This window comes from Streptomyces sp. NPDC029216, from assembly GCF_040648015.1.
Taxonomy (GTDB): Bacteria; Actinomycetota; Actinomycetes; order Streptomycetales; family Streptomycetaceae; genus Streptomyces.
Map to the genome: position 1 here is coordinate 1 of NZ_JBEZWL010000075.1, position 25,154 is coordinate 25,154.

Annotated in this window: 19 protein-coding genes; 7 read left to right on the forward strand and 12 right to left on the reverse strand. The window is 73.4% G+C overall.

Features of this window, described 5'->3' with window-relative positions; genetic code table 11:
* Positions 1 to 131 precede the first annotated feature (131 nt).
* Entirely contained in the window at positions 132 to 2,546 is a 2,415-nt protein-coding gene (locus AB0F18_RS24625; RefSeq protein ID WP_362064136.1) for an excinuclease ABC subunit UvrA, read from the forward strand.
* Between the two features lie 53 nt (positions 2,547 to 2,599).
* Here AB0F18_RS24625 and AB0F18_RS24630 read toward each other — a convergent pair whose 3' ends face one another.
* The 4 genes from AB0F18_RS24630 to AB0F18_RS24645 all read right to left on the reverse strand — a co-directional run bounded on the left by AB0F18_RS24630 (position 2,600) and on the right by AB0F18_RS24645 (position 6,833).
* Positions 2,600 to 3,256 (reverse strand): hypothetical protein, encoded by a 657-nt coding sequence (locus tag AB0F18_RS24630; RefSeq protein ID WP_362064138.1) that lies wholly within the window; start codon positions 3,254 to 3,256, stop codon positions 2,600 to 2,602.
* A gap of 123 nt (positions 3,257 to 3,379) precedes the next feature.
* On the reverse strand, positions 3,380 to 4,120 hold the full coding sequence (locus tag AB0F18_RS24635; protein WP_362064140.1) for a succinate dehydrogenase/fumarate reductase iron-sulfur subunit: 741 nt from the start codon (positions 4,118 to 4,120) through the stop codon (positions 3,380 to 3,382).
* On the reverse strand, positions 4,117 to 6,063 hold the full coding sequence (locus tag AB0F18_RS24640) for a fumarate reductase/succinate dehydrogenase flavoprotein subunit (RefSeq protein WP_362064188.1): 1,947 nt from the start codon (positions 6,061 to 6,063) through the stop codon (positions 4,117 to 4,119). Before AB0F18_RS24640 ends, AB0F18_RS24635 begins: the two co-directional genes overlap by 4 nt.
* Before the next feature lie 62 nt (positions 6,064 to 6,125).
* Complete coding sequence (locus AB0F18_RS24645) at positions 6,126 to 6,833, reverse strand: succinate dehydrogenase cytochrome b subunit (protein ID WP_362064142.1); 708 nt, start codon at positions 6,831 to 6,833, stop codon at positions 6,126 to 6,128.
* A 106-nt stretch (positions 6,834 to 6,939) separates the two neighbouring features.
* Between AB0F18_RS24645 and AB0F18_RS24650 the strand changes: the two genes are divergently transcribed.
* Positions 6,940 to 7,818, forward strand: a complete 879-nt coding sequence (locus AB0F18_RS24650; RefSeq protein ID WP_362064144.1) for a LysR family transcriptional regulator — start codon at positions 6,940 to 6,942, stop codon at positions 7,816 to 7,818.
* Between the two features lie 503 nt (positions 7,819 to 8,321).
* Here the strand turns inward: AB0F18_RS24650 and AB0F18_RS24655 are convergent.
* The gene (locus AB0F18_RS24655; protein WP_362064146.1) at positions 8,322 to 9,842 is read right to left on the reverse strand and encodes an AMP-binding protein; all 1,521 of its coding nucleotides are present in this window, start codon (positions 9,840 to 9,842) and stop codon (positions 8,322 to 8,324) included.
* A 75-nt stretch (positions 9,843 to 9,917) separates the two neighbouring features.
* Entirely contained in the window at positions 9,918 to 10,568 is a 651-nt protein-coding gene (locus AB0F18_RS24660) for a TetR family transcriptional regulator (protein ID WP_362064148.1), read from the reverse strand.
* A 120-nt stretch (positions 10,569 to 10,688) separates the two neighbouring features.
* Between AB0F18_RS24660 and AB0F18_RS24665 the strand changes: the two genes are divergently transcribed.
* The gene (locus AB0F18_RS24665; protein ID WP_362064150.1) at positions 10,689 to 11,756 is read left to right on the forward strand and encodes an FAD-dependent monooxygenase; all 1,068 of its coding nucleotides are present in this window, start codon (positions 10,689 to 10,691) and stop codon (positions 11,754 to 11,756) included.
* 4 nt (positions 11,757 to 11,760) lie between these two features.
* Here the strand turns inward: AB0F18_RS24665 and AB0F18_RS24670 are convergent, their stop codons facing one another.
* The gene (locus AB0F18_RS24670; protein WP_362064190.1) at positions 11,761 to 13,926 is read right to left on the reverse strand and encodes an EAL domain-containing protein; all 2,166 of its coding nucleotides are present in this window, start codon (positions 13,924 to 13,926) and stop codon (positions 11,761 to 11,763) included.
* 131 nt (positions 13,927 to 14,057) lie between these two features.
* Entirely contained in the window at positions 14,058 to 14,888 is an 831-nt protein-coding gene (locus AB0F18_RS24675; protein WP_362064152.1) for an SAM-dependent methyltransferase, read from the reverse strand.
* 887 nt (positions 14,889 to 15,775) lie between these two features.
* On the opposite strand from AB0F18_RS24675, the gene AB0F18_RS24680 reads away from it, so the two are divergent.
* From AB0F18_RS24680 to AB0F18_RS24690, 3 genes are all read left to right on the forward strand, one after another.
* Positions 15,776 to 15,901 carry a hypothetical protein gene (locus AB0F18_RS24680; RefSeq protein WP_362064154.1) on the forward strand — a complete coding sequence of 42 codons (126 nt, stop codon included), beginning with the start codon at positions 15,776 to 15,778 and terminating at the stop codon, positions 15,899 to 15,901.
* Positions 15,902 to 15,967: 66 nt separating this feature from the next.
* A complete protein-coding gene (locus tag AB0F18_RS24685) occupies positions 15,968 to 16,738 on the forward strand; it encodes a hypothetical protein (protein WP_362064156.1) in 771 nt (256 codons plus the stop codon).
* Positions 16,739 to 16,967: 229 nt separating this feature from the next.
* The gene (locus AB0F18_RS24690; protein WP_362064158.1) at positions 16,968 to 17,648 is read left to right on the forward strand and encodes a hypothetical protein; all 681 of its coding nucleotides are present in this window, start codon (positions 16,968 to 16,970) and stop codon (positions 17,646 to 17,648) included.
* Positions 17,649 to 17,715: 67 nt separating this feature from the next.
* Here AB0F18_RS24690 and AB0F18_RS24695 read toward each other — a convergent pair whose 3' ends face one another.
* Positions 17,716 to 18,213: a hypothetical protein gene (locus AB0F18_RS24695; RefSeq protein ID WP_362064160.1), complete on the reverse strand. Its 498-nt coding sequence runs from the start codon at positions 18,211 to 18,213 to the stop codon at positions 17,716 to 17,718.
* A gap of 351 nt (positions 18,214 to 18,564) precedes the next feature.
* Between AB0F18_RS24695 and AB0F18_RS24700 the strand changes: the two genes are divergently transcribed.
* Entirely contained in the window at positions 18,565 to 19,230 is a 666-nt protein-coding gene (locus tag AB0F18_RS24700) for a class F sortase (RefSeq protein ID WP_362064162.1), read from the forward strand.
* Between the two features lie 72 nt (positions 19,231 to 19,302).
* Here the strand turns inward: AB0F18_RS24700 and AB0F18_RS24705 are convergent, their stop codons facing one another.
* The 3 genes from AB0F18_RS24705 to AB0F18_RS24715 all read right to left on the reverse strand — a co-directional run bounded on the left by AB0F18_RS24705 (position 19,303) and on the right by AB0F18_RS24715 (position 24,903).
* Positions 19,303 to 20,202 (reverse strand): polysaccharide deacetylase family protein, encoded by a 900-nt coding sequence (locus AB0F18_RS24705; protein WP_362064164.1) that lies wholly within the window; start codon positions 20,200 to 20,202, stop codon positions 19,303 to 19,305.
* A gap of 90 nt (positions 20,203 to 20,292) precedes the next feature.
* Positions 20,293 to 23,598 carry a bifunctional lysylphosphatidylglycerol synthetase/lysine--tRNA ligase LysX gene (gene lysX / locus AB0F18_RS24710; RefSeq protein WP_362064166.1) on the reverse strand — a complete coding sequence of 1,102 codons (3,306 nt, stop codon included), beginning with the start codon at positions 23,596 to 23,598 and terminating at the stop codon, positions 20,293 to 20,295.
* Positions 23,599 to 23,691: 93 nt separating this feature from the next.
* Positions 23,692 to 24,903, reverse strand: a complete 1,212-nt coding sequence (locus AB0F18_RS24715; RefSeq protein ID WP_362064168.1) for a CapA family protein — start codon at positions 24,901 to 24,903, stop codon at positions 23,692 to 23,694.
* Positions 24,904 to 25,154: the final 251 nt, after the last annotated feature.

Here is a 25,154-nt window from a genome sequence, read left to right on the forward strand (position 1 = left end):
GACCTCGTACTGGGCGTACTCGGTCTTGCGCCCGGTGCGGCGAGAGTGCGTGCCAGGCGTCGCGGGGCAGACGGGACTTTGACGACAGACCCTAGCTCCACCCTCACGTCTACGGCACTAAAGTGGGGCGAATGCACCAGCCCTCCCCCGATGCCCCCGCCCTCCCCCGCGACGCCCTCGACCCCTGCGTACGGGTCCGCGGTGCCCGGGAGCACAACCTGCGCGGGGTCGACGTGGACATCCCGCGCGACACCCTGACCGTGTTCACCGGGGTGTCCGGCTCCGGGAAGAGCTCCCTGGCCTTCGGCACGCTCTACGCCGAGGCGCAGCGGCGGTACTTCGAGTCCGTGGCCCCGTACGCCCGGCGCCTGATCCACCAGATCGGCGCGCCGAAGGTGGACTCGGTGACCGGGCTGCCGCCCGCCGTCTCCCTGGAGCAGCGCCGCTCCTCCCCGGGTTCGCGCTCCTCGGTGGGCACGGTGACCCTGCTCTCCAACTCCCTGCGGATGCTGTTCTCCCGGGCCGGGGACTACCCTCCGGGCGCCGAGCGGCTCGACTCCGACTGCTTCTCCCCCAACACCGCTTCCGGTGCCTGCCCTTCCTGCCACGGCCTGGGCCGGATCCACCGCACCAGCGAGGAACTCCTCGTTCCCGACCCCGGCCTGTCGATCCGTCAGGGTGCCATCGCCGCCTGGCCGGGGGCCTGGCAGGGCAAGAACCTCAGGGACATCCTGGAGGTACTCGGCCACGACGTGGACCGGCCGTGGCGGGAGCTGCCGGCCGAGGACCGGGAGTGGATCCTGTTCACCGAGGAGCAGCCGGTGGTGACCGTGCACCCGGTGCGGGAGGCGGACCGGATCCAACGCCCCTACCAGGGCACGTACATGAGCGCCCACCGCTATGTGATGCGGACCTTCTCCGACACCAAGAGCGCCACCCTGCGGGCACGCGCGGAGAAGTTCCTCACCGACGCCCCCTGCCCGGTGTGCGAGGGCCGGCGGCTGCGGCCCGAGGCCCTGGCGGTGACCTTCGCGGGCCGGACGATCGCGGAGCTGGCGGCGCTGGCGCTGGGCGAGCTGGACGGCGTACTGGCCACGGCCGTGCTCGGTACGGAGGCGGCGCGGGTGCTGGCGGCGGACCTGCGGGCGCGGATCGCGCCGGTCACGGAGCTCGGGCTGGGCTACCTGAGCCTGGACCGGACCGCGCCGAGCCTGTCGGCGGGGGAACTCCAGCGGCTGCGGCTGGCCACCCAGCTGCGGTCGGGGCTGTTCGGGGTGGTGTACGTGCTGGACGAGCCGTCGGCGGGGCTGCACCCGGCCGATACCGAGGCGCTGCTGGGGGTGCTGGAGCGGCTCAAGGCGGCGGGGAACACCGTGTTCGTCGTGGAGCACCACCTGGACGTGGTGCGGCGCGCGGACTGGCTGGTGGACGTCGGTCCGCTGGCCGGGGAGCACGGCGGCCGGGTGCTGTACAGCGGGCCGCCCGCGGGCCTGGCCGGGGTGGCGGAGTCGGCGACGGCACGGCACCTGTTCCCGGACCCCGCGCCCGACGGGCTCCCCGGCCCCCGGCCGGTGCGCACCGCCGCCGGCCGCGTCCGGATCACGGGGGCGGACCGGCACAACCTGCGTGACGTGACGGTGGAGTTCCCGCTCGGTGTGTTCACGGCCGTCACCGGGGTTTCGGGTTCCGGGAAGTCCACCCTGGTCGGGCAGGTGCTCGCGCAGGAGGTGGCCGGGCGGCTGGCCGAGCCGGACTTCCCGGTGCGCCGGCTGGTGGAGGTGGACCAGAAGCCGATCGGCCGGACGCCGCGCTCCAACCTGGCCACGTACACGGGGCTGTTCGACGTGGTGCGCAAGCTGTTCACGGCGTCACCGCAGGCGCGGGCGCGCGGGTGGAAGGCGGGCCGGTTCTCCTTCAACGTGCCGGGCGGCCGCTGCGAGACCTGCCAGGGCGAGGGCTTCGTCTCGGTGGAGCTGCTGTTCCTGCCCAGTACGTACGCCCCGTGTCCGGACTGCGCGGGCGCCCGCTACAACGCCGAGACGCTGGAGGTCCGTTACTCCGGGCTGAACATCGCGGAGGTGCTGGGGCTGACGGTGGAGGCGGCGGCCGGCTTCTTCGCGGAGGTTCCGGCGGCGGCGCGCAGCCTGCGGGCGCTGGAGGAGATCGGCCTGGGCTATCTGCGGCTGGGGCAGCCGGCCACCGAGCTGTCGGGCGGTGAGGCGCAGCGGATCAAGCTGGCGACGGAGCTCCAGCGGCTGCGCCGGGACCACACCCTGTACCTGCTGGACGAGCCGACGACCGGGCTGCATCCGGCCGATGTGCGGGTGCTGCTGCGGCAGTTGCACGGGCTGGTGGACGCGGGGCACTCGGTGGTGGTCGTGGAGCACGACATGGAGGTGGTGGCGGGGGCCGACTGGGTGGTGGACCTGGGCCCGGGCGGCGGTACGGAGGGCGGCCGGATCACGGCCTGCGGCCCGCCGGCGGAGGTGGCCGCGTCGACGGCGGGCCGCACGGCCCCCTACCTGGCGCGGGCCCTGGGTGCGTAGCGGCGCCCGGGGGCCGGGGCGGGAACGTTCCGGCCGGCGGCCGTCGACGGCTGTCAGGCGTCTCCGGGGAGGAGGCGCTGCGGGAGTTCGCGGAAGGTCCACTCGCCCCGGCTGCGGGTGAAGGTCCAGACGAGGTCGCTGCGGTCGGGCCAGGCGGTGGGGAGGCCCAGGATCCGGTGGGCGCCGAGGGCGTGGACCAGGCGGGGGATCCCGGCGGGCTCCCAGCACAGGAGTACGGGCGGGGGGGCGTTCAGGACGGCCCGGGCCAGGTCCGCTTCGGCGCCGAGCGCGAACCGGTCGTGCACGGGGATGTGCAGGGCGGTGGCCAGCGGGGCCACGGTCTGCCGGCACCGGGCGGGGGCGGACTGCGGTCCCCCGGTCGCGAAGAGCGCGGCGGGCCGTGGCAGCGGGGCGCCGTGGGCCGGGCCGAAGAGGCGGTGCAGTTCCTCGGCGCGGCGGCGGCCCCGCCCGGCGAGGGAGCCGGGGTCGTCGTTGCCCTCGTCGTCCTCGCCGGTGGCTCCGGCATAGGGCTTCTCCGCGTGCGGGATCAGCATGACGAGGGCGTCCTTGCCGGGCGGCTGCGGCCCGTGCGCGGGGGTGCGGGGGCGCTCCTGTTCCGCGCAACCGGCCACCGCCAGGGGTGCGAGGGCCAGGGCGGCGGCGAGGACGGTGCGGCGGTGCGGTCCGGGGCCGGCGGGGGCTGCTGGCATGGGCCCACTGTGCCCCGCCGGGCGGACGCGCCCGGCGCGCGGCGCGGCGTACGGCCCGTACGTGCGCCCGGTCGGCGGATCGGATCGGCCGATCGGGCGCACGTGACGCCCCACGGCGGTGCCTCAGCGCTTGCGGACCGCCCGCAGCCACTCCTTGTTCATCGCGGCGATCGAGGGCAGCGGGATGCCCTTCGGGCAGGCGGTGGCGCATTCGCCGGTCAGGGTGCAGCCGCCGAAGCCCTCGTCGTCCATCCGCGCCACCATGTCCAGGACCCGGGTCTCGCGCTCGGGCGAGCCCTGCGGGAGCACGTTCAGGTGGTTGACCTTGGCGGAGGTGAACAGCATCGCGGAGCCGTTGGGGCAGGCCGCCACGCAGGCGCCGCAGCCTATGCACTCGGCGTGTTCGAACGCGGAGTCGGCGGCGGGCTTGGGCACGGCGGTGGCGTGCGCCTCGGGGGCGGAGCCGGTCGGGGCGGTGATGTAGCCGCCGGCCTGGATGATGCGGTCGAAGGCGCTGCGGTCCACCACGAGGTCCTTGACCACGGGGAAGGCCGAGGCCCGCCAGGGTTCGACGTCGATGGTGTCGCCGTCGGCGAAGGACCGCATGTGGAGCTGGCAGGTGGTGGTGCGTTCGGGGCCGTGGGCGTCGCCGTTGATGACGAGGCTGCACGCGCCGCAGATGCCCTCGCGGCAGTCGTGGTCGAAGGCGACCGGGTCCTCGCCGCGCAGGATGAGGTCCTCGTTGAGGGTGTCGAGCATCTCCAGGAAGGACATGTCCTTCGAGATGCCGTCGACCTCGTAGGAGGCCATGGCGCCGGGGGCGTCGGCGTGGCGCTGGCGCCAGACGCGCAGGGTGAGCTTCATGCGTAGCTCCGCTGGGTGGGGTGGACGTACTCGAAGACGAGGTCTTCCTTGTGCAGGACGGGTGCGGCGCCGGTACCGCGGTACTCCCAGGCCGCCGCGTAGCCGAACTCCTCGTCGCGGCGGGCCGCTTCGCCGTCCGGGGTCTGGGACTCCTCGCGGAAGTGGCCGCCGCAGGACTCGGCGCGGTGGAGGGCGTCGAGGCACATCAGCTCGGCGAGTTCGAGGTAGTCGACGATGCGGTTGGCCTTCTCCAGCGACTGGTTGAACTCCTCGCCGCTGCCCGGGACCTTGATGCGCCGCCAGAACTCCTCGCGGATCTCGGGGATGCGGGCCAGCGCCTTGCGCAGGCCCTCCTCGGTGCGGGCCATTCCGCAGTACTCCCACATGAGTTCGCCGATCTCGCGGTGGAAGGAGTCTGGGGTGCGGTCCCCGTCGACGGCCAGCAGCCCGGCGAGGCAGTCGCGGGTCTCGCGGAGGGCGGCCGCGGCCTCGGGGTGGCTGTCGTCGACCTTCTCCTGGTGGGGGTGGCGGGCGAGGTAGTCGTTGATGGTGGAGGGGAGGACGAAGTAGCCGTCGCCGAGGCCCTGCATCAGCGCGGAGGCGCCGAGGCGGTTGGCGCCGTGGTCGGAGAAGTTGGCCTCGCCGATCGCGAACAGGCCGGGGACGGTGGTCTGGAGGTCGTAGTCGACCCACAGTCCGCCCATCGTGTAGTGGACGGCCGGGTAGATCCGCATGGGGACCTCGTACGGGTTCTCCGCCGTGATCCGCTCGTACATCTCGAAGAGGTTGCCGTACTTCTCGGCGACCTTGTCGCGGCCCATGCGGCGGATGGCGTCGGCGAAGTCGAGGTAGACGCCCTGGCCGCCGGGGCCGACGCCGCGGCCCTCGTCGCAGACGTTCTTGGCGGCGCGGGAGGCGATGTCGCGGGGGACGAGGTTGCCGAAGGAGGGGTAGATCCGCTCCAGGTAGTAGTCGCGCTCGTCCTCGGGGATCTCGGCCGCGGGGCGGGTGTCGCCCTTGGCCTTGGGGACCCAGATGCGGCCGTCGTTGCGCAGGGACTCGCTCATCAGGGTGAGCTTGGACTGGTGGTCGCCGGTGCGCGGGATGCAGGTGGGGTGGATCTGGGTGAAGCAGGGGTTGGCGAAGTGGGCGCCGCGCCGGTGCGCCCGCCAGATGGCGGTCGCGTTGGAGTTCATGGCGTTGGTGGAGAGGTAGAAGACGTTGCCGTAGCCGCCGGTGGCGAGGACCACGGCGTCGGCGTAGTGGGTGTCGATCCTGCCGGTGACCAGGTCGCGGGCGACGATGCCGCGGGCGACCCCGTCGACGGTGATCAGGTCGAGCATCTCGGTGCGGGCGTGCAGTTCGACGTTGCCGGCTGCTATCTGCCGGGAGAGGGCCTGGTAGGCGCCGAGCAGCAGCTGCTGGCCGGTCTGGCCGCGGGCGTAGAAGGTGCGGGAGACCTGGACGCCGCCGAAGGAGCGGGTGTCGAGGAGGCCGCCGTACTCGCGGGCGAAGGGGACGCCCTGGGCCACGCACTGGTCGATGATCTCGACGGAGATCTGGGCGAGGCGGTGGACGTTGGACTCGCGGGCGCGGAAGTCGCCGCCCTTGACGGTGTCGTAGAAGAGGCGGTGTACGGAGTCACCGTCGTTGCGGTAGTTCTTGGCGGCGTTGATGCCGCCCTGGGCGGCGATGGAATGGGCGCGGCGCGGGGAGTCGCTGTAGCAGAACTGGACCACGTGGTAGCCCTGCTCGGCGAGGGTCGCGCCGGCGGCACCGCCCGCCAGGCCGGTGCCGACGACGATCACGGTGTGCTTGCGGCGGTTGGCCGGGTTGACCAGCTTCGCCTCGAAGCGGCGGCGGTCCCAGCGTTCGGCGATCGGGCCGGCTGGGGCCTTGGTGTCGGCGATGGGGGCGCCGATGGTGTACGCGGCGTACTCGATGGGCTCGGTGTGCTCGGTGTGCTCGGTGTGCTCGGTGTGCTCGGTGTGCTCGGTGCTCATGGTCAGCTCACCACTCCGGTCATGACGGCGACGGGGACGGACACGAAGCCCGCGAAGAGGACGAGGGCCAGGGCGTTGGCCAGGAACTTCAGCGTCCGGTCCCGCCGTGCGTTGCCCGCGCCGAGGGTCTGGGCTGCGCTCCAGAAGCCGTGGCGGATGTGGAGTCCGAGGGCGGCCATGGCCGTGATGTAGACCGTGTTGCCGTACCAGGTGGAGAAGGTGGCGAGGACGTTCTCGTACGGGTGGCCGGCCCAGGCGCGCTCGTTGACGGTGAGCGTGGTGAGGTCGAGGAGGTGCCAGACGATGAAGAGGGCGAGGATGACGCCGCCCCAGCGCATGGTGCGGGTGGCGTAGCTCGCACGGCGGCGCTTGCGGGCGTACTTCACCGGGCGCGCCTTGAGGTCGCGGCGGCTGAGCTGGTAGGCGCAGACGGCGTGGGCCACGACTGAGGCGACCAGGACCACGCGGACGATCCACAGGGCCCACTCGTAGTGCAGGAACGGTTCGCCGAGGGTGCGCAGGGCGTGGGCGTAGCCGTTGAACTCGTCGGCACCGAAGAAGATCTTGAGGTTGCCGAACATGTGAGCGACGAGGTAGCCGAGCATGACCAGGCCGGAGACGGCCATCACGGACTTCTTGCCGACGGTGGAGTCCCAGAGCGTGCGCGGGGTGGACGGCCGTCGATCCGTCCGCGTTGCCAGTGCTGCCATGACGTCGACGGTAGGGACCAAGGTCCCGAAAGGTCCAAGACATGGTGGAGCTGATCGCGATAGGCATCCCCTATGAAGGGTGGTGGAAGGGCGTTAGCCTGGGGAAATGCAGTTCCAGCAGCTCGTGTACTTCGTGGCCGTCGCCGAAACCCGGCACTTCACCCGTGCCGCCGAGCGGGAACATGTGGCCCAGCCGTCGCTGTCCCAGCAGATCAAGGCGCTCGAACGGGAGCTGGGCGCGGAGCTGTTCAGCCGGGCGCGGGGGAACATCGCCCTGACGGACGCGGGCGAGGCGCTGCTGCCGCTGGCCCGGCGGATCCTGGCGGACGCGGACACGGCACGCCTGGAGGTGCAGGAGCTGCTCCAGTTGCGACGCGGCCGGGTCCGGCTGGGTGCCACGCCGAGCGTGTGCACGGGCCTGCTGCCGGCGGTGCTGCGCGCCTTCCACACGGCGCACCCGGGCATCGAGCTGCTGATCGAGGAGAGCGGTTCGCTGGACCTGGTACGGGAACTGGCGCGCGGGGTGCTGGACCTGGCGCTGATCGCGCTGCCGCTGCCGCCGTCCGCGCCCCCGCTGACCACGGTGGAGCTGCTGACGGAGGACCTGGTGGTGGTCTCGTCCAGCGACCTCCCGCCGCCGGGCGGCGGCGGGGAGCTGACCATCGCCGACCTGCGCGAGGAACCCATGGTCATGTTCCGCCACGGCTACGACCTGCGGGACCTGACGGTGGGGGCGTGCCGGGCGGCGGGATTCGAGCCGGTGTTCACGGTGGAGGGCGGCGAGATGGACGCCGTCCTGGGGTTCGTCCGGGCGGGCCTGGGCGTGGCGGTGGTCCCGGCGATGGTCGTGGACCACGGCGGCCCCGGCCTGCGCGCCACCCCCCTCGCGGGCTCCCCCCTCCGCCGCACGATCGCCCTGGCCCACCGCACGGACGTGGCCCCACCCCGCGCGGCCCGCGAACTGAAACGCATCCTCATCGGCTGACGCGCCGCCCGACCCCGCCCGCCACGCTACGGGCACGAAACGCCGGCCTCCGAGCCGAGCGGAACCCACCCACCAGGGCTCCGAGGCCACCCCGACGAACCGAGGACGCGCCCCGACGGGTTCGGGCCGCGGACACACCGGGGCGCCAGGCCGTTCCCGGCAGTCCGGGGCCCCCTGTCGGCGAGCCCGGGCCATCCCGACGGGGTCGGCAGCCACACCGAACCGGCCGCGCCCGGGCCGGGCCGGGCCGGGCCGCAGATCCAGACCGCGCCCAGTGCGTCGGGGAGCGGTACCGGCAGCCAGTGCCGCGCTCGCCGGACGGGCGCGAGGCCGGGTCGTGAGCGCGGGGTGGGGCGACGGAGCCGGGTCGACAAGCGCGGGACGGGGCGACGGGGCCGGGTCGGTGGACGCGGGGTAAGGCAACGGAGCCGGGTCGGCGAGCACGGGACGAGGCAACAGAGCCGGGTCGGCGAGCACGGGACGAGGCGGCGGCGTGGATCGGGTCAGGGGCCGGGGGCGGGTGGGGGCGTGGTGGGGGGTCGGTCGGTCGATGCCCGGTCTCGCAGGCGGCGTTTGTCGGGCTTGCCCCGGTCCGTGAGGGGGATCTCTCGTTCCCAGAAGACCGCCGTCGGGCGGTGTGCCGGGGCGAGCTCGCGTTCCACCAGCTCGCAGGCCTCGGCGGCCGCCGCACCGCTGGGGGTGTGGCCCGGGGCCGGGACCAGGAAGGCACAGACCTCCTCTCCGGTGACCCGGCTGGGCCGTCCGACCACGACGGCCTCGGCCACGGCCGGGTGCCGGGCGAGGGCCGCCTCGACGGGCAGGCTGTAGATGTTGACGCCGTCGACGATCACGACGTCCTTGCTCCGGTCGTCCAGGTAGAGGTAGCCGGCGTCGTCGACATGGCCGAGGTCCCCGGTCCTCAGCCAGCCCTCCCTCAGCACCTCGGCCGTCAGTTCGGGCCGGTTCCAGTAGCCCGTCATCATCGCCGCCGACCGGATCCACAGCTCGCCGGTGCGCCCGGCGGGCAGTACCGCGTCCCCTTCGTCGCGCACCTGGACCTCGACCCCCGTCGCCGGGCGGCCCACGGACGCCAGCAGTTCGGGCCGGCCGGCCACCGCCGCGTCGTGGTCGGCGGGGGTGAGGCGGGAGATCACCGCGGCCTCGTTCATCCCGTAGCCCTGCCGCCACCGGCCACCCCAGCGGGTCACCGCTTCGCGCAGCCGCTCGGGGAGGATGGGCGAGGCCCCGTACGAGACCGCCTCCAGCCCCGGGATGCCCCCGGCGGTCGCGGGGTCGTCCAGCAGCCGGTACACCATGGGGGCCGTCAGGTACGTGGACACCCGCCCGAGCCGCCGGCAGGCCGCCGCGAACTCCCCCGGGCCGAAGGGGTCGAGGATCTCCACCCTGCCTCCGGCCCGCAGCTGCTCCAGGCACCGCCCGCCGGCCCGCTGGGCGAGGCTGGTCACCGAGAGGTGCACCGTCCCGGTCCACGCGGCCCCGCGCCTGCCGTCCCGCGCGGCCATCGCACCGAAGGTGGAGGCCACGCCCTTGGGCCGGCCCGTGGTCCCGCCGGTGTACGTCACCCGGGCCACGTCCTCCTCCCGCGCCCGTACGGGCAGCTCGGCGGGCTCCCGCCCGGCCGCCCGCGCGACCAGCTCGTCCAGGCCGAGCAGCGGTACACCCGTCGCCGGTACCGGGACGTCGTGCACCACCAGGCCCGGCCGGCAGTCCCGCAGGATGAACGCCACCCCGTGCACCGCCGGACCGGCCACCACCTGGGTCAGCCGGGCCCCCAGCAGATGCGCGGCCATCCGTACCAGCAGGGCCTCCGGACGGTTGCCGCCCGTCACACAGGCCAGCCCGGTGCCCCGCCCGACCCCCTCCTCCGCCAGCGCCCCGGCCAGCCGGTGGACGGCATCCAGCACCTCGGAGAACCGCAGGACCCGGGGTCCGGCCCCGATCGCGGGCCGCTCCCCGTACCGCTCCAACGCCCCGACCATCTCGGTGACATACCGCGCGGCCATCCGCACACCCGCCTCTCCGGCCCGCCGCCCGGCGGGCCCTTCACGCATCATGCAGGGCCCGCCGGTCCAGCCGGATCAGGCCCGGGGTATGAGGGGGTCCAGGGTCCGGTCCAGACCGTCGGCCAGCATCCCGAAGGCGCGGTCGGCTTCGGTGACGGCCGCGGGGTAGGTCTCGTCCGCCGTGCCGCCGGCGTCGATGCGGCGGAAGTTCTCCCGGCCCAGCTCGTGACGGACCGCCACGAGGTGGATCGCGGCCAGGCGGGCGGGCAGCGGCGCGACCCCTTCCGTCTCCAGGACGGCCGCGAGCAGTTCCACCTCACGGGCCGTGTAGTGGGCGATCCGGCTCTGCAGGCTCTCCGTCGAGTAGACCAGGCCCTGGAAGGCGAGCACGTCGGGATGGTCGCAGAGCCCGGTGATCGGGTCGCGCTCGGCCAGGGCCGTCAGGAAGTGCTGGTGGAGCGCGCCCACGGGGCTCCGGCCCGCCGGCCGCTCGCGCACGATCCGCGCCGCCTCGTCCTGGTGGTCGGCGAAGCGGTCGAGGACCAGGTCCTCCTTGCTGGGGAAGTACCGGAACAGGGTGGGTTTGGAGACCTCGGCCGCCGCGGCCACGTCGGCCACGGACACGGCGTCGAACCCCCGTTCCAGGAACAGCTCCAGCGCCGTGGCCGCCAGCTGGCGCCGCGTACGCAGCTTCTTGCTCTCGCGCAGACCCGTCGTGTTCTCCATGGCACCACCGTAGGACACGAACGCAACCAAGTCAATTTTCTAACCGGGTTGCATTTTCTTCTCCGAGGCGCTTTCCTGGATTCAGCGACGGATCGGCGACGACGAGAGAGGACCCCTCCGATGACTGACGTACTGATCGTGGGCTCCGGCCCCACCGGACTCACCCTGGCCTGCGACCTGGCCCTGCGCGGCGTTTCCGTCCGCGTCCTCGACGGGCGTCCGGGCCCGCACCGCGAGTCCCGGGGCAAGGGGCTCAACCCGGACGGCCTGGAGGTCTTCGCCCGGCTCGGGGTCGAGGAGCGCATGGCCGCCACCGGCAACCGCCGCCTGGTGCTGCGCAAGTACTTCGACGGCGTCCACGTCAGCGACACCCCTGCCGACGGCGGCGTCCTGATCGGCCAGTGGCAGGTCGAGGAGATCCTCCGCGAGCGGCTGGCCGGCCTCGGCGTCCGCGTCGAGTACGGGACCCGGGTCACCGGACTCGCCCAGGACCCCACCGGGGTCACCGCGCGGCTGGCGGACGGCGGTTCGGTCCGCGCCGGGTACGCCGCCGGGTGCGACGGCGGCCACAGCACCACCCGCGAGCTCCTCGGCATCCCCTTCGAGGGGTACACCGAGGAGAAGCCGACGATGGTCGTCGGGGACGTACGGGCCCCCGGGCTGGGCCGGGACCACTGGCACCAGTGGTTCACCTCGGAGGGCGGCGGGATCCTGCTCTGCCCCATGCCCGGGACGGAGACCTTCCAGCTCCAGTCCGCTCCGGAGACCGACGGGGACGGCGAGCCCCTGCCGCCCACCCTGGAGGGCTTCCAACGGCTCTTCGACCGGTACGCCGGGATACCGGGCATACGGCTGACGGAGGCGACCTGGCTCTCCAGCTGGCGGGTCAACGTCCGCCGGGCCGCCCGGATGCGCGAGGGCCGGATCCTCCTCGCCGGGGACGCCGCCCATGTCCACCCGTTCGCGGGCGGACTGGGCATGAACACCGGCATCCAGGACGCGGCCGCCCTCGCCCGGACCCTGGCCACGGCCCTCGCGGACCCGGCGCCGGCCGACGCCCTCGACGCCTACGAGGCCGAGCGGCTCCCGGTGGCCGAGCGGCTGCTGGCCGACACCTCTGCACGCCACCGGCGGGTCCTCGCCGCGGTCCGCGAGCCCGGCCGGGGAACGGAGGCCGGGATGGGCTGAGACCTCACGGGGTGGGCACGGCGTCGCAGAGGGAGAGGGTGTGGATGCGGTCCGGGGAGCCCGGGCGGGCGTAGTACCAGCCCTGGGCCGTGTCGCAGCCGAGGGCGCGCAGCTGGGCGGCCTGGGCTCCGGTCTCCACCCCTTCGACCGTCACCGCGAGCTCCAGGCTGTGGGCCAGGGCGACGATGCCCTCCACGATCTTGACGTCGACGGGGTCGGCGGGCTCCTGCTGCATCCCCTGGGTGAAGGAGCGGTCCAGCTTGAGGACGCTCACCGGGAGCCGGCGCAGGTTGGCCAGGTTGGAGTAGCCGGTGCCGAAGTCGTCGAGGGCGATGTCGACGCCGAGGGCGGCGAGCCGGCGCAGCGGTTCGAGGAGTTCGTCGTCGGCTCCGATCAGGGCCGATTCGGTGACCTCCAGGCACAGCGCGCCGGGAGCCAGGCCGGAGGACTCCAGGACGCGCACGGTGTCGGCGACCAGGCCGGGGTGGGTCAGCTGGGTGGGCGAGAGGTTGACGTTGACGCGCAGGGGCGCCCCGCCGTGCTGACGCTGCCAGGTGCGGGCCTGGCGGACGGACTCCTCCAGGACCCAGCGGCCGAGCGGCACGATCAGCCCGGTCCGCTCGGCGAGCGGGATGAAGCGGTCCGGGCCGAGCACCCCGTACTGCGGGTGTGACCAGCGCACCAGCGCCTCCGCGCCGCGCACGCTGCCGTCGTGCAGGTGCACCAGGGGCTGGTACTCGATGAAGAACTCGCCGCGCTCCAGGGCCGCCGGCAGGGCGTTGGTCAGGCCGTGGCGGGTGATGGCGCGCGCGTCGGCCTCGGCGTCGGCGAACTCGAAGCGGTTGCCGCCGGCCGCCTTGGCCCGGTACATGGTGATGTCGGCGCTGCGCAGCACCTCCGCCGGGGTGCGCTCGCCCGAGGCGCCCTCGACGATGCCGATGCTGCCGCGCACGGACAGCTCCCGGCCCTCCAGCCGGATGGGCGTGGACAGCGCGGTCAGGATGCGGACGGCGAGGTCGGTGACCTTCTCCCCGGTCTGGGCGCCGGGGCCGGTGGTGAGGGCCACGAACTCGTCGCCGCCCAGCCGTGCGACGACCTCGCCCGGCCCGGTGGCGCAGCTCTGCAGCCGGTCGGCGACCTCCACGAGCAGCCGGTCGCCCGCCGAGTGGCCGAGGCTGTCGTTGACCGCCTTGAACCCGTCGAGGTCGAGGTAGCACAGGCCGAAGCGGCTGCCGGGGGAGGCGTTCAGGGCCTTCTCCAGCCGTTCGAAGAACAGCGTGCGGTTGGGCAGCCCGGTCAGCGCGTCGTGGGTGGCCTCGTAGCGCAGGCGCAGGTTGAGGAGCCGGCGTTCGGTGGTGTCCTCCATCAGGGCCAGCTGGTACTGCGGTACGCCGTCGGCGTCGCGCAGCAGGGACACCGTCAGGTTGGTCCAGAGCACGGTGCCGTCGTGCCGGTAGTAGGGCTTCTCCACGCGGTAGTGCTCGCGCTCGCCGCGCACGAGTTCCCCGTACATCTTCCAGACGTGCGGGGTGTCGTCGGGGTGGCCCCATTCGCTGACGTTGCGGCTGCGGACGTGCCCTTCCAGGCCGCCGAACATCTTGAGCAGGGTGTCGTTGACCTCCAGGATGTTGCCGTCGAGGTCGGCGATGCCGATGCCGACGGCGGCGCCCTCGAAGACGGCCCGGAAGCGTTCCTCGCTGGCGTGCAGGGCCTGCTGGGCGTCGATGCGGGCGGTCAGGGCGGAGCGGGCGATGGCCTCCTGCTCCCTGAGGGTGCGTTCGCGCAGCGCGCGGGCGAACCCGGCGGCGATGCCGTGCTGGAGGCGGGCGCAGCGGGAGCGGTACTCCTCGGTGCTCTCGCTGCCCTCGGCGGCGGCGTCGTCGGGGCCGCAGTACAGCACCAGGTACGACTCGACCACGCCGAGGGTGCCGGCGAGGGCCTCGGGGTCCGTGCAGTGCACGGCGACGAGTTCGGCGCCCACGCCCTGGGCCACGCCCGCGTCGAAGGGGCGGGCGTGCAGGGCCTCGGTGAGGATCCGGGCCAGCGGGACGAGGTGCTGTTCGAACTCGGGGCGGGTCAGGGAGGTGGCCGTGACCGGGAAGATGGCCCGTCCCCAGATGGTCGCGAAGCGTGCGATCCGGTCCTCGCGCCCGGTGAGCGGGTCGCGCAGCGGCGCCCGGCCCGTGCGCGGGACGGGCGGTTCGGCAGCGGCAGCGGGTGCCTGCGGGGATGCGGAAGCGGCGCCCCCGGCCGGGTGGTCCTGGCCGGGGGTCGCGGGCGGGGGCGTCGGAGCGGGGAGTCTCACGCCTTGCGTCCCACGCCGCCGAAGCCCGAGAAGGCGTACGGGTCCTCCGGGGTCTCGCCCTCCGCGAGCGGCCCGGTGCGGTCGGGGCGCCAGTCCGGCATGGCGACGAGCCCCGGCTCCAGCAGCTCGAACCCGTCGAAGAAGCCGGTGACCTCCTCGTGGCTGCGCATGACGAGGGGGTTGCGGATGTCGCGGTAGACGCCGACGGTCCCGGACGCGACCTCCTCGCTGAGCGGGATGCCCTCGTAGGAGGCGTGGGTGAGGATCAGCATGCTGCCCGGGGCCAGGGCGTCGCGCAGTTCGGCGACGGCGTCGTAGGGCCGGTCGGCGTCCTCCAGGAAGTGCAGGACGGCGACCAGCATCAGGGCGACGGGCCGGTCGAGGTCCAGCAGCCGGCGGACCTCGGGGGCGGCCAGGATGTCCTGGGGCTTGCGCAGGTCGGCGGCGACGACGCCGGTGCGGTCGTCGCCGGCCAGGACGGCCCGGCTGTGCGCGACGGCGACCGGGTCGTGGTCCACGTAGACGACGCGGGCCTCGGGGTCGGCGGCGCGGGCGATCTCGTGGACGTTGCCGAAGGTGGGGATGCCGGAGCCGATGTCGAGGAACTGGGTGATGCCCTCGGCCACGGCGTGGCGGACGGTGCGGCGCATGAAGGCCCGGTTGGCCTGCATGATCTTGGGCAGACCCGGCATGAATTCCATGGCCCGGCGGGCCGCCTGGCGGTCGACCTCGAAATTGTGGGAGCCGCCCAGGTAGTAATCGTAGATACGGGACACGCTCGGCACCGATATGTCGATGCCTGGCGGGGCCCAGGCGGGGCGTTCCATCGGGGTCTCCAAGCCGTCGTCGTGTCGTGGTCGTACCTGGTCCGCCCGCGGATCGGGCGGGGGTCGGTCTCCTGTCCGAGCCGAATGTACTGATCATTTCCCAACAGGGCGAGCAAAAGCGGAAATTGCCGGTCCGTTCTTGGTCACACACCAAAGGTTCCACGGGCCCTCCGGCGGCGCCGCGGAAACCGACAAATACCTTTTGGGAATTGACCAACGTTCAATCACAAGCGATCAGATCCTGTCTCAAACCTCACCGGTCCGCGATCCGCCCGTTCGGGCGAACCGATCTCGGGTCCCGCGTGCGCGGGCGCGCGCGAGCCCATGCTCCCCGGGTGAACAGAGCCTTAGCCAGACGCCTGCTGGCGGTTCCGGTCCTGCTGTGGGCGACGCTGTCGACCACTCCGGCCGTGGCCGATAGCTGCGCCTACGCGTCCATCGGCGCCGGGGACGGCGGAACCCTCATCGAGGTGTCCGCGTACGCCGGCGGGGGCCGGGGCGCGGCCGCCCGGGGTGGCGGACATCACGACGGCGGCCCCGGTAAGGGCCGCGGCCACGACAAGGGACGCGGCCACGGGCACGAGCACCACTGCCCGCCGCCCCCTCCCCCGCCGTGCCCGCCCGAACCCACCCCCACGCCCACACCGCCTCCCCCGCCGCCACCGCCCGAGCCGACCCCGCCGCCCAAACCCACCCCTCCCCCGCCCCCTCCGCCGCCGCCCGCCCCGGAGCCGCCGAAGCCCGCGCCCCCGGCACCCCCCGCGCCGAAGCCGCCCGTGCCCCAGCCGCCCGCACCCCGGGTGTTCAGGGCGCCCGCGCCTCCCCCGCCGGCCGCACCGCCTCCGCCGCCCGCACCGGCGCCCGAGCCTGCCGCGCCGAAGCCGAAGGTGCCCCGACCGGCGTACCACTCCGCCTCACGCAAACCGGTCGAACACCACATCTCACCGGTCACCTTCACCCTCATGACCGCCGCCCCCGCCGTGCTCGCGATCGTCGCGCTGCGCCCGCGCTAGGCCGCACCCACTCCACCGCTCCACCACCCACCGCTCATCGCTGTCGCCCACCGATTGGGAGTCGTCTTGTCCGAATGGCTCGTCCTGTCCCTCGCGATGGCCGCGGCCTGTGCCGTGGTGCTGTCCATCGCCTTCTTCAACCACCGCAGGATCAGTGAGGACGACGATCCGAACGAGACCCCGGACGTCATCGAGTACATGACGATGATGATCGGGGTGATCTACGCGATCGTGCTGGGCCTGGCGATCGCGGGCGTCTGGGAGGGCCGCGGGGCCGCCCAGGAGTACGTGCGCCAGGAGTCCCAGGCCCTGCACGAGATCAGCGTCCGCTCCGAGGTCTACCCGGCCGAGGTGCGCAAGAAGATCCGCGCCGACGTCGACGCGTACGTGACCTACGTGGTCGACACGGAGTGGGACCACATGTCCGCCGAGAACGAGCTCACGGGCAAGAGCGGGGAGCTGCTGGAGAGAATCCGCCGCGACGTGACGGACTACGAGCCGCAGACCGACCACGAGGGGCAGGCCTACCAGCCCCTCGTCGACCAGGTCGCGCTGGTGGACGACGCCCGCAACGCACGCGGCCAGAGCGCCGGGGCCACGATGCCGGGAGTGGTGTGGTTCGGCCTGATCGCCGGGGCCCTGGTGACGGTCGGGCTGGTCTTCACCCTGCAGATCCGCCGCTCGTTCCGCGAACTGCTGCTGGCCGGCCTGTTCAGTGCCTTGATCGCCTTCCTGCTGTTCCTCATCTGGGACTTCGACGCGCCCTTCGGGCGGGGGATCGCGGCCACCGCCGAACCTTTCCTCGCGCAGTTCCCACACCTCGGCCTGAAGGGCTGAGGAACCACTGAGGAACCACTGAGGAACCGCCGAGGAACCGGGGCGCGGCCGGGCCCGGCAAACCCGGTACGGGGGGTCCGTCCCCGGTTCGGCCTACGGCCGTGCCCCATTCGCCCGTCCCTGATCGCGGGTCCCCGGCCCCGCACCTAGCGTGGCGGGCATCGAGGTGCACGAACCCCACGTGCGGAGACGCTGCGCGACCGTGCCTCGGGACCGGAGGAACGCCACCATGGGTGCGATACGCAACTCCGCCACCGCCCTGCTGAGCGCCGGCGCCACGGGCCTCGCCCTCACGCTCGGCGCCTTCGGCGCGCCCGTCGCCCTCGCGGCCGAGGCGGCCCCCGCCACTTCCTTCGCCTTCGCCGTCACCCCCTCCACGGTCGCCCCGGGCGGCACGGTCACCCTCTCCGTGAGCAAGTGCGACGCCGCCTTCGCCACCGCCTCCTCCGGGGTCTTCGACACGGTGACCATCGAGCGCGGCAAAACCGTCAAGGTGAAGGTCGACCGCGACGCCCGGCCCGGCGCCCTGTACTCCGTCACCTTCACCTGCAACGGCGAGAACGGCTCCGCCGACCTCACCATCGCCGGCGGCACGACGACGCCCAGCACCAGTTCCACCACCGGCACCCGGCGCACCCCCTCCCCGACCGCCACCTCCGGCACGGGCCTGCGGCCGCCGCCCCTCACCCCGCCGGCCCGCACCACACCGCCCGCGCGCACCACACCGCCGGCACGCACGACCCCCGCCCCCCGCACGACCACCGCCACGCTCGGCGTGCGCGGCGGGCTCGGCGGCAGCGTGGCCGGGGCCCACCCGGGCGAACTCGCCGCCGGAGCCGCCCTGTTCATCGCCGCCGCAGGCGGTACGGCGTACGCCCTGCGCCGCCGCCGCGCGGCCCGCGGGCACTGACTCCGCCCGGGCCCCCCGCCGACGCGGCCGGGCCCGGGGGCGGTGTGCCGTGCACCCGCGGGGCGCGTCAGGAGCGGGCGGCGGCCGGACGGCGGCGGCGCACCACGTGCACGCCGGCGCCGAGCGCCGCGGCGCCGACCAGACCCGCTCCGATGGCCGTCTCGACGGTGGACGGACCGAAGGAGCCGCCGAGGCCGCCCTGGGCACCGTTGCCGGCCAGGATCGTGAAGCGGTGCGTGGCGACGAGGCTGTTGTCGTGGCACTTGACCGACAGGGTGTGGTGGCCGGGCGAGGCGTGGTTGAAGATCCGGACGGTCGCGAAGCCGATGGAGCCGGCCGACAGGTTGGTCTGAGGGAAGTTGCCGTGCGACCAGACCGTGCCGCCGTGGCCGCAGCCGGCCGCGCTGACCTGCATCGAGGCGCCCTGGTGCACGGAGTAGGGGTTGACCGTGACGTTGCTCGGCCCGTTGCCGCTGTTCGGGTTGTTCGCGGTGGCGAACGGGGCACCGAGCCCGAGCGCGGCGCAGGCGGCCGCGGTCACGGTGAGAGCGCGGAAAGCACGCATGGTGGAACCTCCAGCGGGAGCGCCCCGGAGCGGTGGCCCGGGCAGATCGACGAGAACGCCTCCCATCACGAACCCTCCCGGTGGCACGCAACCAGCGCATTTCAGCCCTTGGGCCGCCCGGTTGAGCGACACGCCGAAGCGCGCCCGGCGTATCTGACGGATCCGCAGGTCACGAGCCGTCAGGCATTTATGTGATGATTACCTGGATGGCCGCACCCCTTCCGGGCGCACCACCCGTTCGCCCCTCCCCGATCGCCGTCCCGCCCTTCCCGCCTTAGCGTGCGGGAAGAAGGGCGTACAGGGGAGGGACTGGAACGCGGGTCGGGACCCCCGCGTCGGGAAGGGAGAGCCATGCTCGAGGACGAAACCGAGCAGCGGCCGAGGAGACGCTCCCCTTGGGGCGTGCTCGCACTGGCACTGCTCAGCGGCCTCGCCATGATGCGGAACGGGGCGGACGTGGCGGACGGGCCGCCGCAGCCCACCGCCGCGGCGGCCGTGGCCACGCGGGCCGACCGGCAGCCGGCCAACGCGCCCACGCCGCCCGCGGACATGGAGGTGCTGGACCACTCGTCGGTGCAGCGCATCCGGATTCCGACGATCAACGTGGACGCGCCGGTGATGACGGTCGGCCTGGACGCGCAGGGCTGGATCGACGCCCCGCCGCCGCAGGACCGCAACCTGGCGGGCTGGTACCTCAACGGCATCTCACCGGGCCAGCAGGGGTCGGCGGTGATCGTGGGCCACGTGGACAACGCGCAGGGCCCGGCGGTCTTCTACGGCCTGGGCTCGCTCAAGCCGGGCCAGCGCATCGAGGTGGAGCGCTACGACGGCCGGACGGCGGTGTTCGAGGTGTACGGGGTGGAGGTGTTCGCGAAGGACGCCTTCCCCGGCGCGCGGGTGTACGGGGACACCGGGCACCCGGAGCTGCGGGTGATCACCTGTGGCGGCGGCTACTCGAAGGCCAAGGGCTACGACGGCAACGTGGTCGTGTTCGCCCGGATGGTGGAGGCCCGCTGAACAAACGTTTCACTCCCTGCGGGCCGCCGCCCCCGTACAGCGGCCCGCAGGCAGCGCACGACTCGCGGCGCGTCAGTGCGGCGGCAGCACGGGGAGGGTCATCCGGTAGCCGCGGGCCAGCAGCTGGGGCAGGTAGACCTCCAGCGCCCGGACGCTCTGCGACCGGTTGCCGCCGGCGTCGTGGTTCAGCGTGATCACGCCCGGGCCGGCCCCGTCCAGGACCCGGGAGACGATGACGGCGGTCCCCGGCTCCGTCCAGTCGAGGGTGTCCACGGTCCAGGCGAGGGGTTCCATCCCCAGGTCGGCCCCGATCTCGAAGGCGGCCCGGTTCCACGCCCCGTAGGGGGCCCGGAACCACAGCGGGGGCCGGCCGACGGTCTGCTCGACCACCTCGCTCGTGCGCCCGATCTCCGCTTCCAGGGCGGACCGGCCGAGCTTGGGGATGAGCGGGTGCGTCCAGGTGTGGTTGCCGATGACGTGCCCCTCGGCGGCCATCCGGCGCAGCAGGTCGCGGTGGTCGGTGGCCATCTCCCCGCAGACGAAGAACATCGCGCGGACCCCGTACCGGCCGAGGGTGTCCAGGATGGCCGGGGTGTAGCGGGGGTCGGGGCCGTCGTCGAAGGTGAGCGTCATGGCCTTGCCCGCGGCGGCCCCCTGCGGCAGTTCCAGGAGGGGCCGGGTGCGGACGGCGGGCCTCACCGCGGGCGGCTGGGCGGGAGCCTCGGCCGTCATCGGCCGCAGCCGGTAGGACGCGTCGGGCAGCCCTTCGGGGCGCAGGCCCGGGGCTCCGGCGGCCCCGGCGCCCGGTCCGGCGGCGGGCGGCGGGGCACCGCCGGCGGAGGGCCCCGGGGCTCCGGCCGGCGAGTCGCCCTCTCCCCCGCCGAGCAGGCCGGAGGAGGCGGCGGCGATTCCGAGGAAGACGGCGGTGCGCAGGAGCACGCGTCGCCCTACTGTCGGCTCGTCATTTGTCATTATTACTACGTATCAACGACATCGCCGCAGATGTCGAGAGGCGCGGACGCGCCTCGTTCCCCTCACTCGCCCGGACCAGCCGCCCCGCCGTCAGCTCTGGCGCACCAGCGGGAACGGCAGCGTCTCGCGGATCGTCAGACCCGTGAGGAACATGACCAGCCGGTCGACCCCGATGCCCAGTCCGCCGGTGGGCGGCATGGCGTACTCCAGGGCGTCGAGGAATTCGTTGTCGAGTTCCATCGCCTCCGGGTCGCCGCCCACCGCCAGCAGGGACTGGGCGGTGAGCCGCCGGCGCTGTTCCACGGGGTCGGTGAGCTCCGAGTAGGCGGTGCCGAGTTCGGTGCCGAAGGCCACCAGGTCCCAGCGTTCGGCGAGCCGGGGGTCCAGGCGGTGCTGGCGGGTGAGCGGGGACACGTCGGTCGGGAAGTCCTTGTAGAAGGTGGGGAGTTTCGTCCGCTCCTCCACCAGCCGCTCGTACATCTCCAGGACGACGTCGCCCCGGGTGTCCTCCGGTCCGTGCGGGACGCCCGCCCGGTCGCACAGGACGCGCAGGACGCGTTCCTCGGTGTCCGCGTCGACCTCCTCGCCGAGCGCCTCGCTGATGGCCCCGTACATGGTCTTGACGGGCCAGGGCCCGGAGATGTCGTGGACGACGAGCTTGCCGTCGGGGCCCGCCTTGTGGGCGATGGGCGAGCCGAAGGCGGCGGTGGCGGCGCCCTGGATCAGCTCGCGGGTGAGGTCGAGCATCACGTCGTAGTCGGCGAAGGCCTGGTAGGCCTCCAGCATCGTGAACTCGGGGTTGTGCTTGTAGGAGACGCCCTCGTTGCGGAAGGTGCGGCCCATCTCGAAGACCTTCTCCATGCCGCCGACGCACAGCCGCTTGAGGTAGAGCTCGGGGGCGATGCGCAGGTACAGGTCGAGGTCGTAGGCGTTGATGTGGGTACGGAAGGGACGGGCGTTGGCCCCGCCGTGGATCTGCTGGAGCATCGGGGTCTCGACCTCCAGGTAGCCGCGGTCCAGGAGGCCCTGGCGCAGCGCCTGCACCGCCGTGGAGCGGGCCCGTACGACGTCCCGCGCGTCGGGGCTGGCGACCAGGTCGAGGTAGCGGCGCCGGACCCGGGCCTCCGGGTCGGCCAGGCCCTTGCGTTTGTCGGGCAGGGGGCGCAGGCATTTGCCGGTGAGCTGCCAGGAGTCGACGAGGACGGAGGGTTCGCCGCTGCGGCTGGCGGCGGCGGTCCCGCCGGCCACGACGTGGTCTCCGAAGTCGACCTGGGAGGTGAAGGAGTCCAGCGCGTCCGGCCCCGACTCGTCGCGGGTGAACATCAGCTGGGCGTCGCCGGTCCAGTCGCGCAGGACGGCGAAGACCACGCCGCCGAGGTCGCGTACGACCATCACCCGGCCGGCGAGGACGACGGGCTCGCCGGTGCGGGTGCCGGGGGCGAGCGGGCCGGGGTGGGCGGCCTTCAGCTGGGCGGCGGTGTGGGTGCGCTGCCTGATCCCGACGGGGTAGGGGTCGGTGCCTGCGGCCCGGATCCGTTCCATCTTGGCGTGGCGGACCCTGACCTGCTCGGGCAGCCGGTCGGCGGGCGCGCGCTCCCCCTCCTCGCCCACGAGGTCCAGGCCCAGGGAGTCGATGGAGGGCAGCCCGGCGGTGGTGACGGGGGCGGTGAGGCCCCTGGGGTGGCCATTGCCCCACAGCTTGCGCAGGCTGGGCACGGAGACGAAGCCCTCGGCGATGCCGGAGGCGAGGCTGACCCGGGCGAGCGAGCCGGCGTCCTGGTAGCAGAGGAAGCGGGGGTACCACTCGGGCCCGTACTTGACGTTGGAGCGGTACAGCGCCTCCAGCTGCCACCAGCGGGAGAAGAACAGCAGGAGCCGGCGCCACAGCTTGAGGACGGGGCCGGCGCCGATCCGGCCGCCCTCCTCGAAGGCGGAGCGGAACACGGCGAAGTTGAGGGAGATCCGGCGCACGCCGAGGCCGGGGGCGGCCGCGCAGAGCTGGGCCACCATGAACTCCATGACCCCGTTGGGGGCGGAGCGGTCGCGGCGCATCAGGTCGAGGGAGATGCCGTCCTTGCCCCAGGGGACGAAGGACAGCAGGGCGATCAGCTCGCCCCGGGCGTCGAAGGCCTCGACGAGCAGGCAGTCCCCGTCGGCGGGGTCGCCGAGCCGGTCCAGGGCCATGGAGAAGCCGCGTTCGGTCTCGGTGTCGCGCCAGCGGTCGGCCCGGTCGACGATGGTGCGCATCTCCTCGTCGGTCAGGGCCGAGTGGCGGCGGATCACGGTGGTGGCCCCGGCGCGTTTCACGCGGTTGACGGCCTGCCGGGTGACCCGCATGTCGCGGCCGTCGAGGTCGAAGTGGGCGACGTGCAGGATGGCCTCGTCGCCGAGCTGGAGGGCGCTGAGCCCGGAGCGGGCGTAGGCGGTCGCGCCGTCCTCGGAGGCGCCCATGACGGCGGGCTGCCAGCCGTAGCGGCGGGCCACGGCCAGCCAGGCGTCGATGGCGGGGGACCAGGCGGCGGGGTCGCCCACCGGGTCGCCGCTGGCCAGGCAGACCCCGGCCTCGACGCGGTAGGTGACGGCGGCCTTGCCGTTCGGGGCGAAGACCACGGCCTTGTCGCGCCGGGTGGCGAAGTAGCCGAGGGAGTCGGACCGGCCGTAGGCGCCGAGGAGGGCGCGGATGCGGGGTTCCTCGTCGCCGTGCAGGGCGGCGGTCAGCCGCTGGGAGCGGAAGAGGGTGGAGGCGGCGTTCAGCAGGGCGAGGGCGCCGAAGAGGCCGAGGAAGAAGGAGACGGCGCGGGGCGGGCGGCCGTCGAACTGCCGGGCGGAGAAGAGCCCGCCGAAGACCTGCTTGGCGGCCCAGTCCAGCCACTGGCCTTTGGGCAGGGTGCCGGGGAACAGGGCGACGAGGGCCCAGCCGAGGAAAACGGCGGCGAGCAGCCCGAGGCCCAGCACGAGCATGGCGCGCCAGACGGCACCGGGGCGGGAGGCGGCGTAGAACTCCTGGCGGGCAGCGATCAGCACGACGAGGGCGGCCACGGCGAGGGCCATGGACAGGCCGCCGACCCAGAGGTCCCCGTCCGCGATGATCAGCATGTCGACGAGGATCAGCAGGGCCAGATAGGTGACGACGATCCACCAGGCGATCTTCTTGCGGATGCCGAGCGCGGCGGCGAGCAGGAAGAGGAAGACGGCGTACGCGAGGTTTTCGCTGACCGGCACCACGAAGTCGTCGAGGAAGCGCACCACGGGCCGCAGCAGGCCCCGCACCACCGGGGAGAGGGCCAGCAGCGTGCACAGCAGCCCGAGCGTTCCGAAGAACGCCCCGAAGGCGTCCGGCACCCGGTTCAGGAAGCTGCCGCGGGTACTGCGGGTCTGCTCCAGCGTGGCACTCATGCCATGCACTGTAGGGAGGGCCGCGCCGCGGCGCGCGTCGAACCGGATGGCCTCGGCGGACGAGCTGAAGTCACCGTGGTGCCCTGAGCGGTGCTACCGGGCGCGGGTGAGGCCGTCCTTGGCGGCGTCGCGGCTGAGGACGGCCTCGGTGACGGCGTCCTGGGCGGTCTCGTACTCCTCGTTGCCGGGGTCCTGGGCGAGGGCGGCGGGGAGGTTGACGATCCTGCCGGTGGACAGGTCCATCATCTGCGGGACGAACTCGGCCTTGGTGACCTGCCAGCGCTGTCCGGGGGCGGCGGGCGGGGCGAAGGTGAAGCGGCCGATGGAGCCGTAGTTGCCGCGCATGTCCCGGGCGCCGGTGTAGTTGAACATTTCGCCGGCGACCTGGTCGCCCATCCCGTAGACGATCCACGTGCCGTTGACCTTCTCGTAGGCCTGCGGGATGTGCGCGTGCGTGCCCAGGATCATGTCGACGTCGGGCCGGCCGCCGGTCTGCGAGGCGGTGAGGGCCTTGCCGAGCGTCAGCTGGGTCTCGTCGGGTTCGGTCTGCCATTCGGTGCCCCAGTGGAGGCTGACGAGGACCACGTCCGCGCCGGCCCTGCGGGCCGCCCGGGCGTCCGCGACGATCTTGTCCTGCCGCATCAGGTTGACCGCCCACGGCTGGCCGTCGGGCATCGGGTAGCCGTTGGTGTCGTAGGTGTAGGCGAGGTGGGCGACCTTGGCGGAGCCGGCCGTGTAGAAGGTGGTGCGGGCCGCCTCGGCGGCCGTGCGGGCGGAGCCGGCGTGGCCGAGGCCGACCTTGTCGAAGCGGTCGAGGGTGCGTTTCAGGCCTTCGGCGCCGTCGTCCAGGGTGTGGTTGGAGGCGGTGGAGCAGCCGTCGTACCCGGCGTCCTTGAGTGCGTCGGCGACGGTGGGCGGGGAGACGAAGGCGGGGTAGCCGCTGAAGGGGCCGTCGTCGTCGCCGTAGATGGTCTCCATGTGGCACAGGGCCAGGTCGGCGGCCGAGACGACCGGTTTGACCGCGGCGAACATGGGCCGGAAGTCGTACCCCTCGCCGTCGGCGTCGGCCGCCGCCCGCCGGATGATCGAGGTGTGCGGGAGCACGTCGCCGCTCGCGACCAGGGTGAAGCCCTTGGCGGAGGGGGCGGCGGGGGTCGCGGATCCGGCCGTTCCGGCGGGGGCGCCGGCGGCGCTGGAGCCGAGCCGGGCGGGGGCGGGGCGGCCGCCGGTGGAGCAGCCGGCCGCGGTGGCGGACAGCAGGGCGGCCGACAGCAGGGCGAGGGCCCGCCGGGTGCGCTTGGTCATCTAACCCAGCTCTCCTTGTGCGGATTATCGGATTATCCGTACTCCCTACGAATCCATAAGAGGGGACGTCCCAAGTCAAGGAACAGTGCCGTCCGCCCAGCCGCGCCTCACCCCGATGGCCCCGGCCGTTCGCCGTGCCGTTCAACCGTTCGTCGTCCGGCGCGGCCGCCCAGCGGACCACCCGGGTGCTTGGGCGCAACGGCGGCGCAGGACGGTTCCCGGGCGGCTCCCCGCAGGTGAGGCTGGGGACA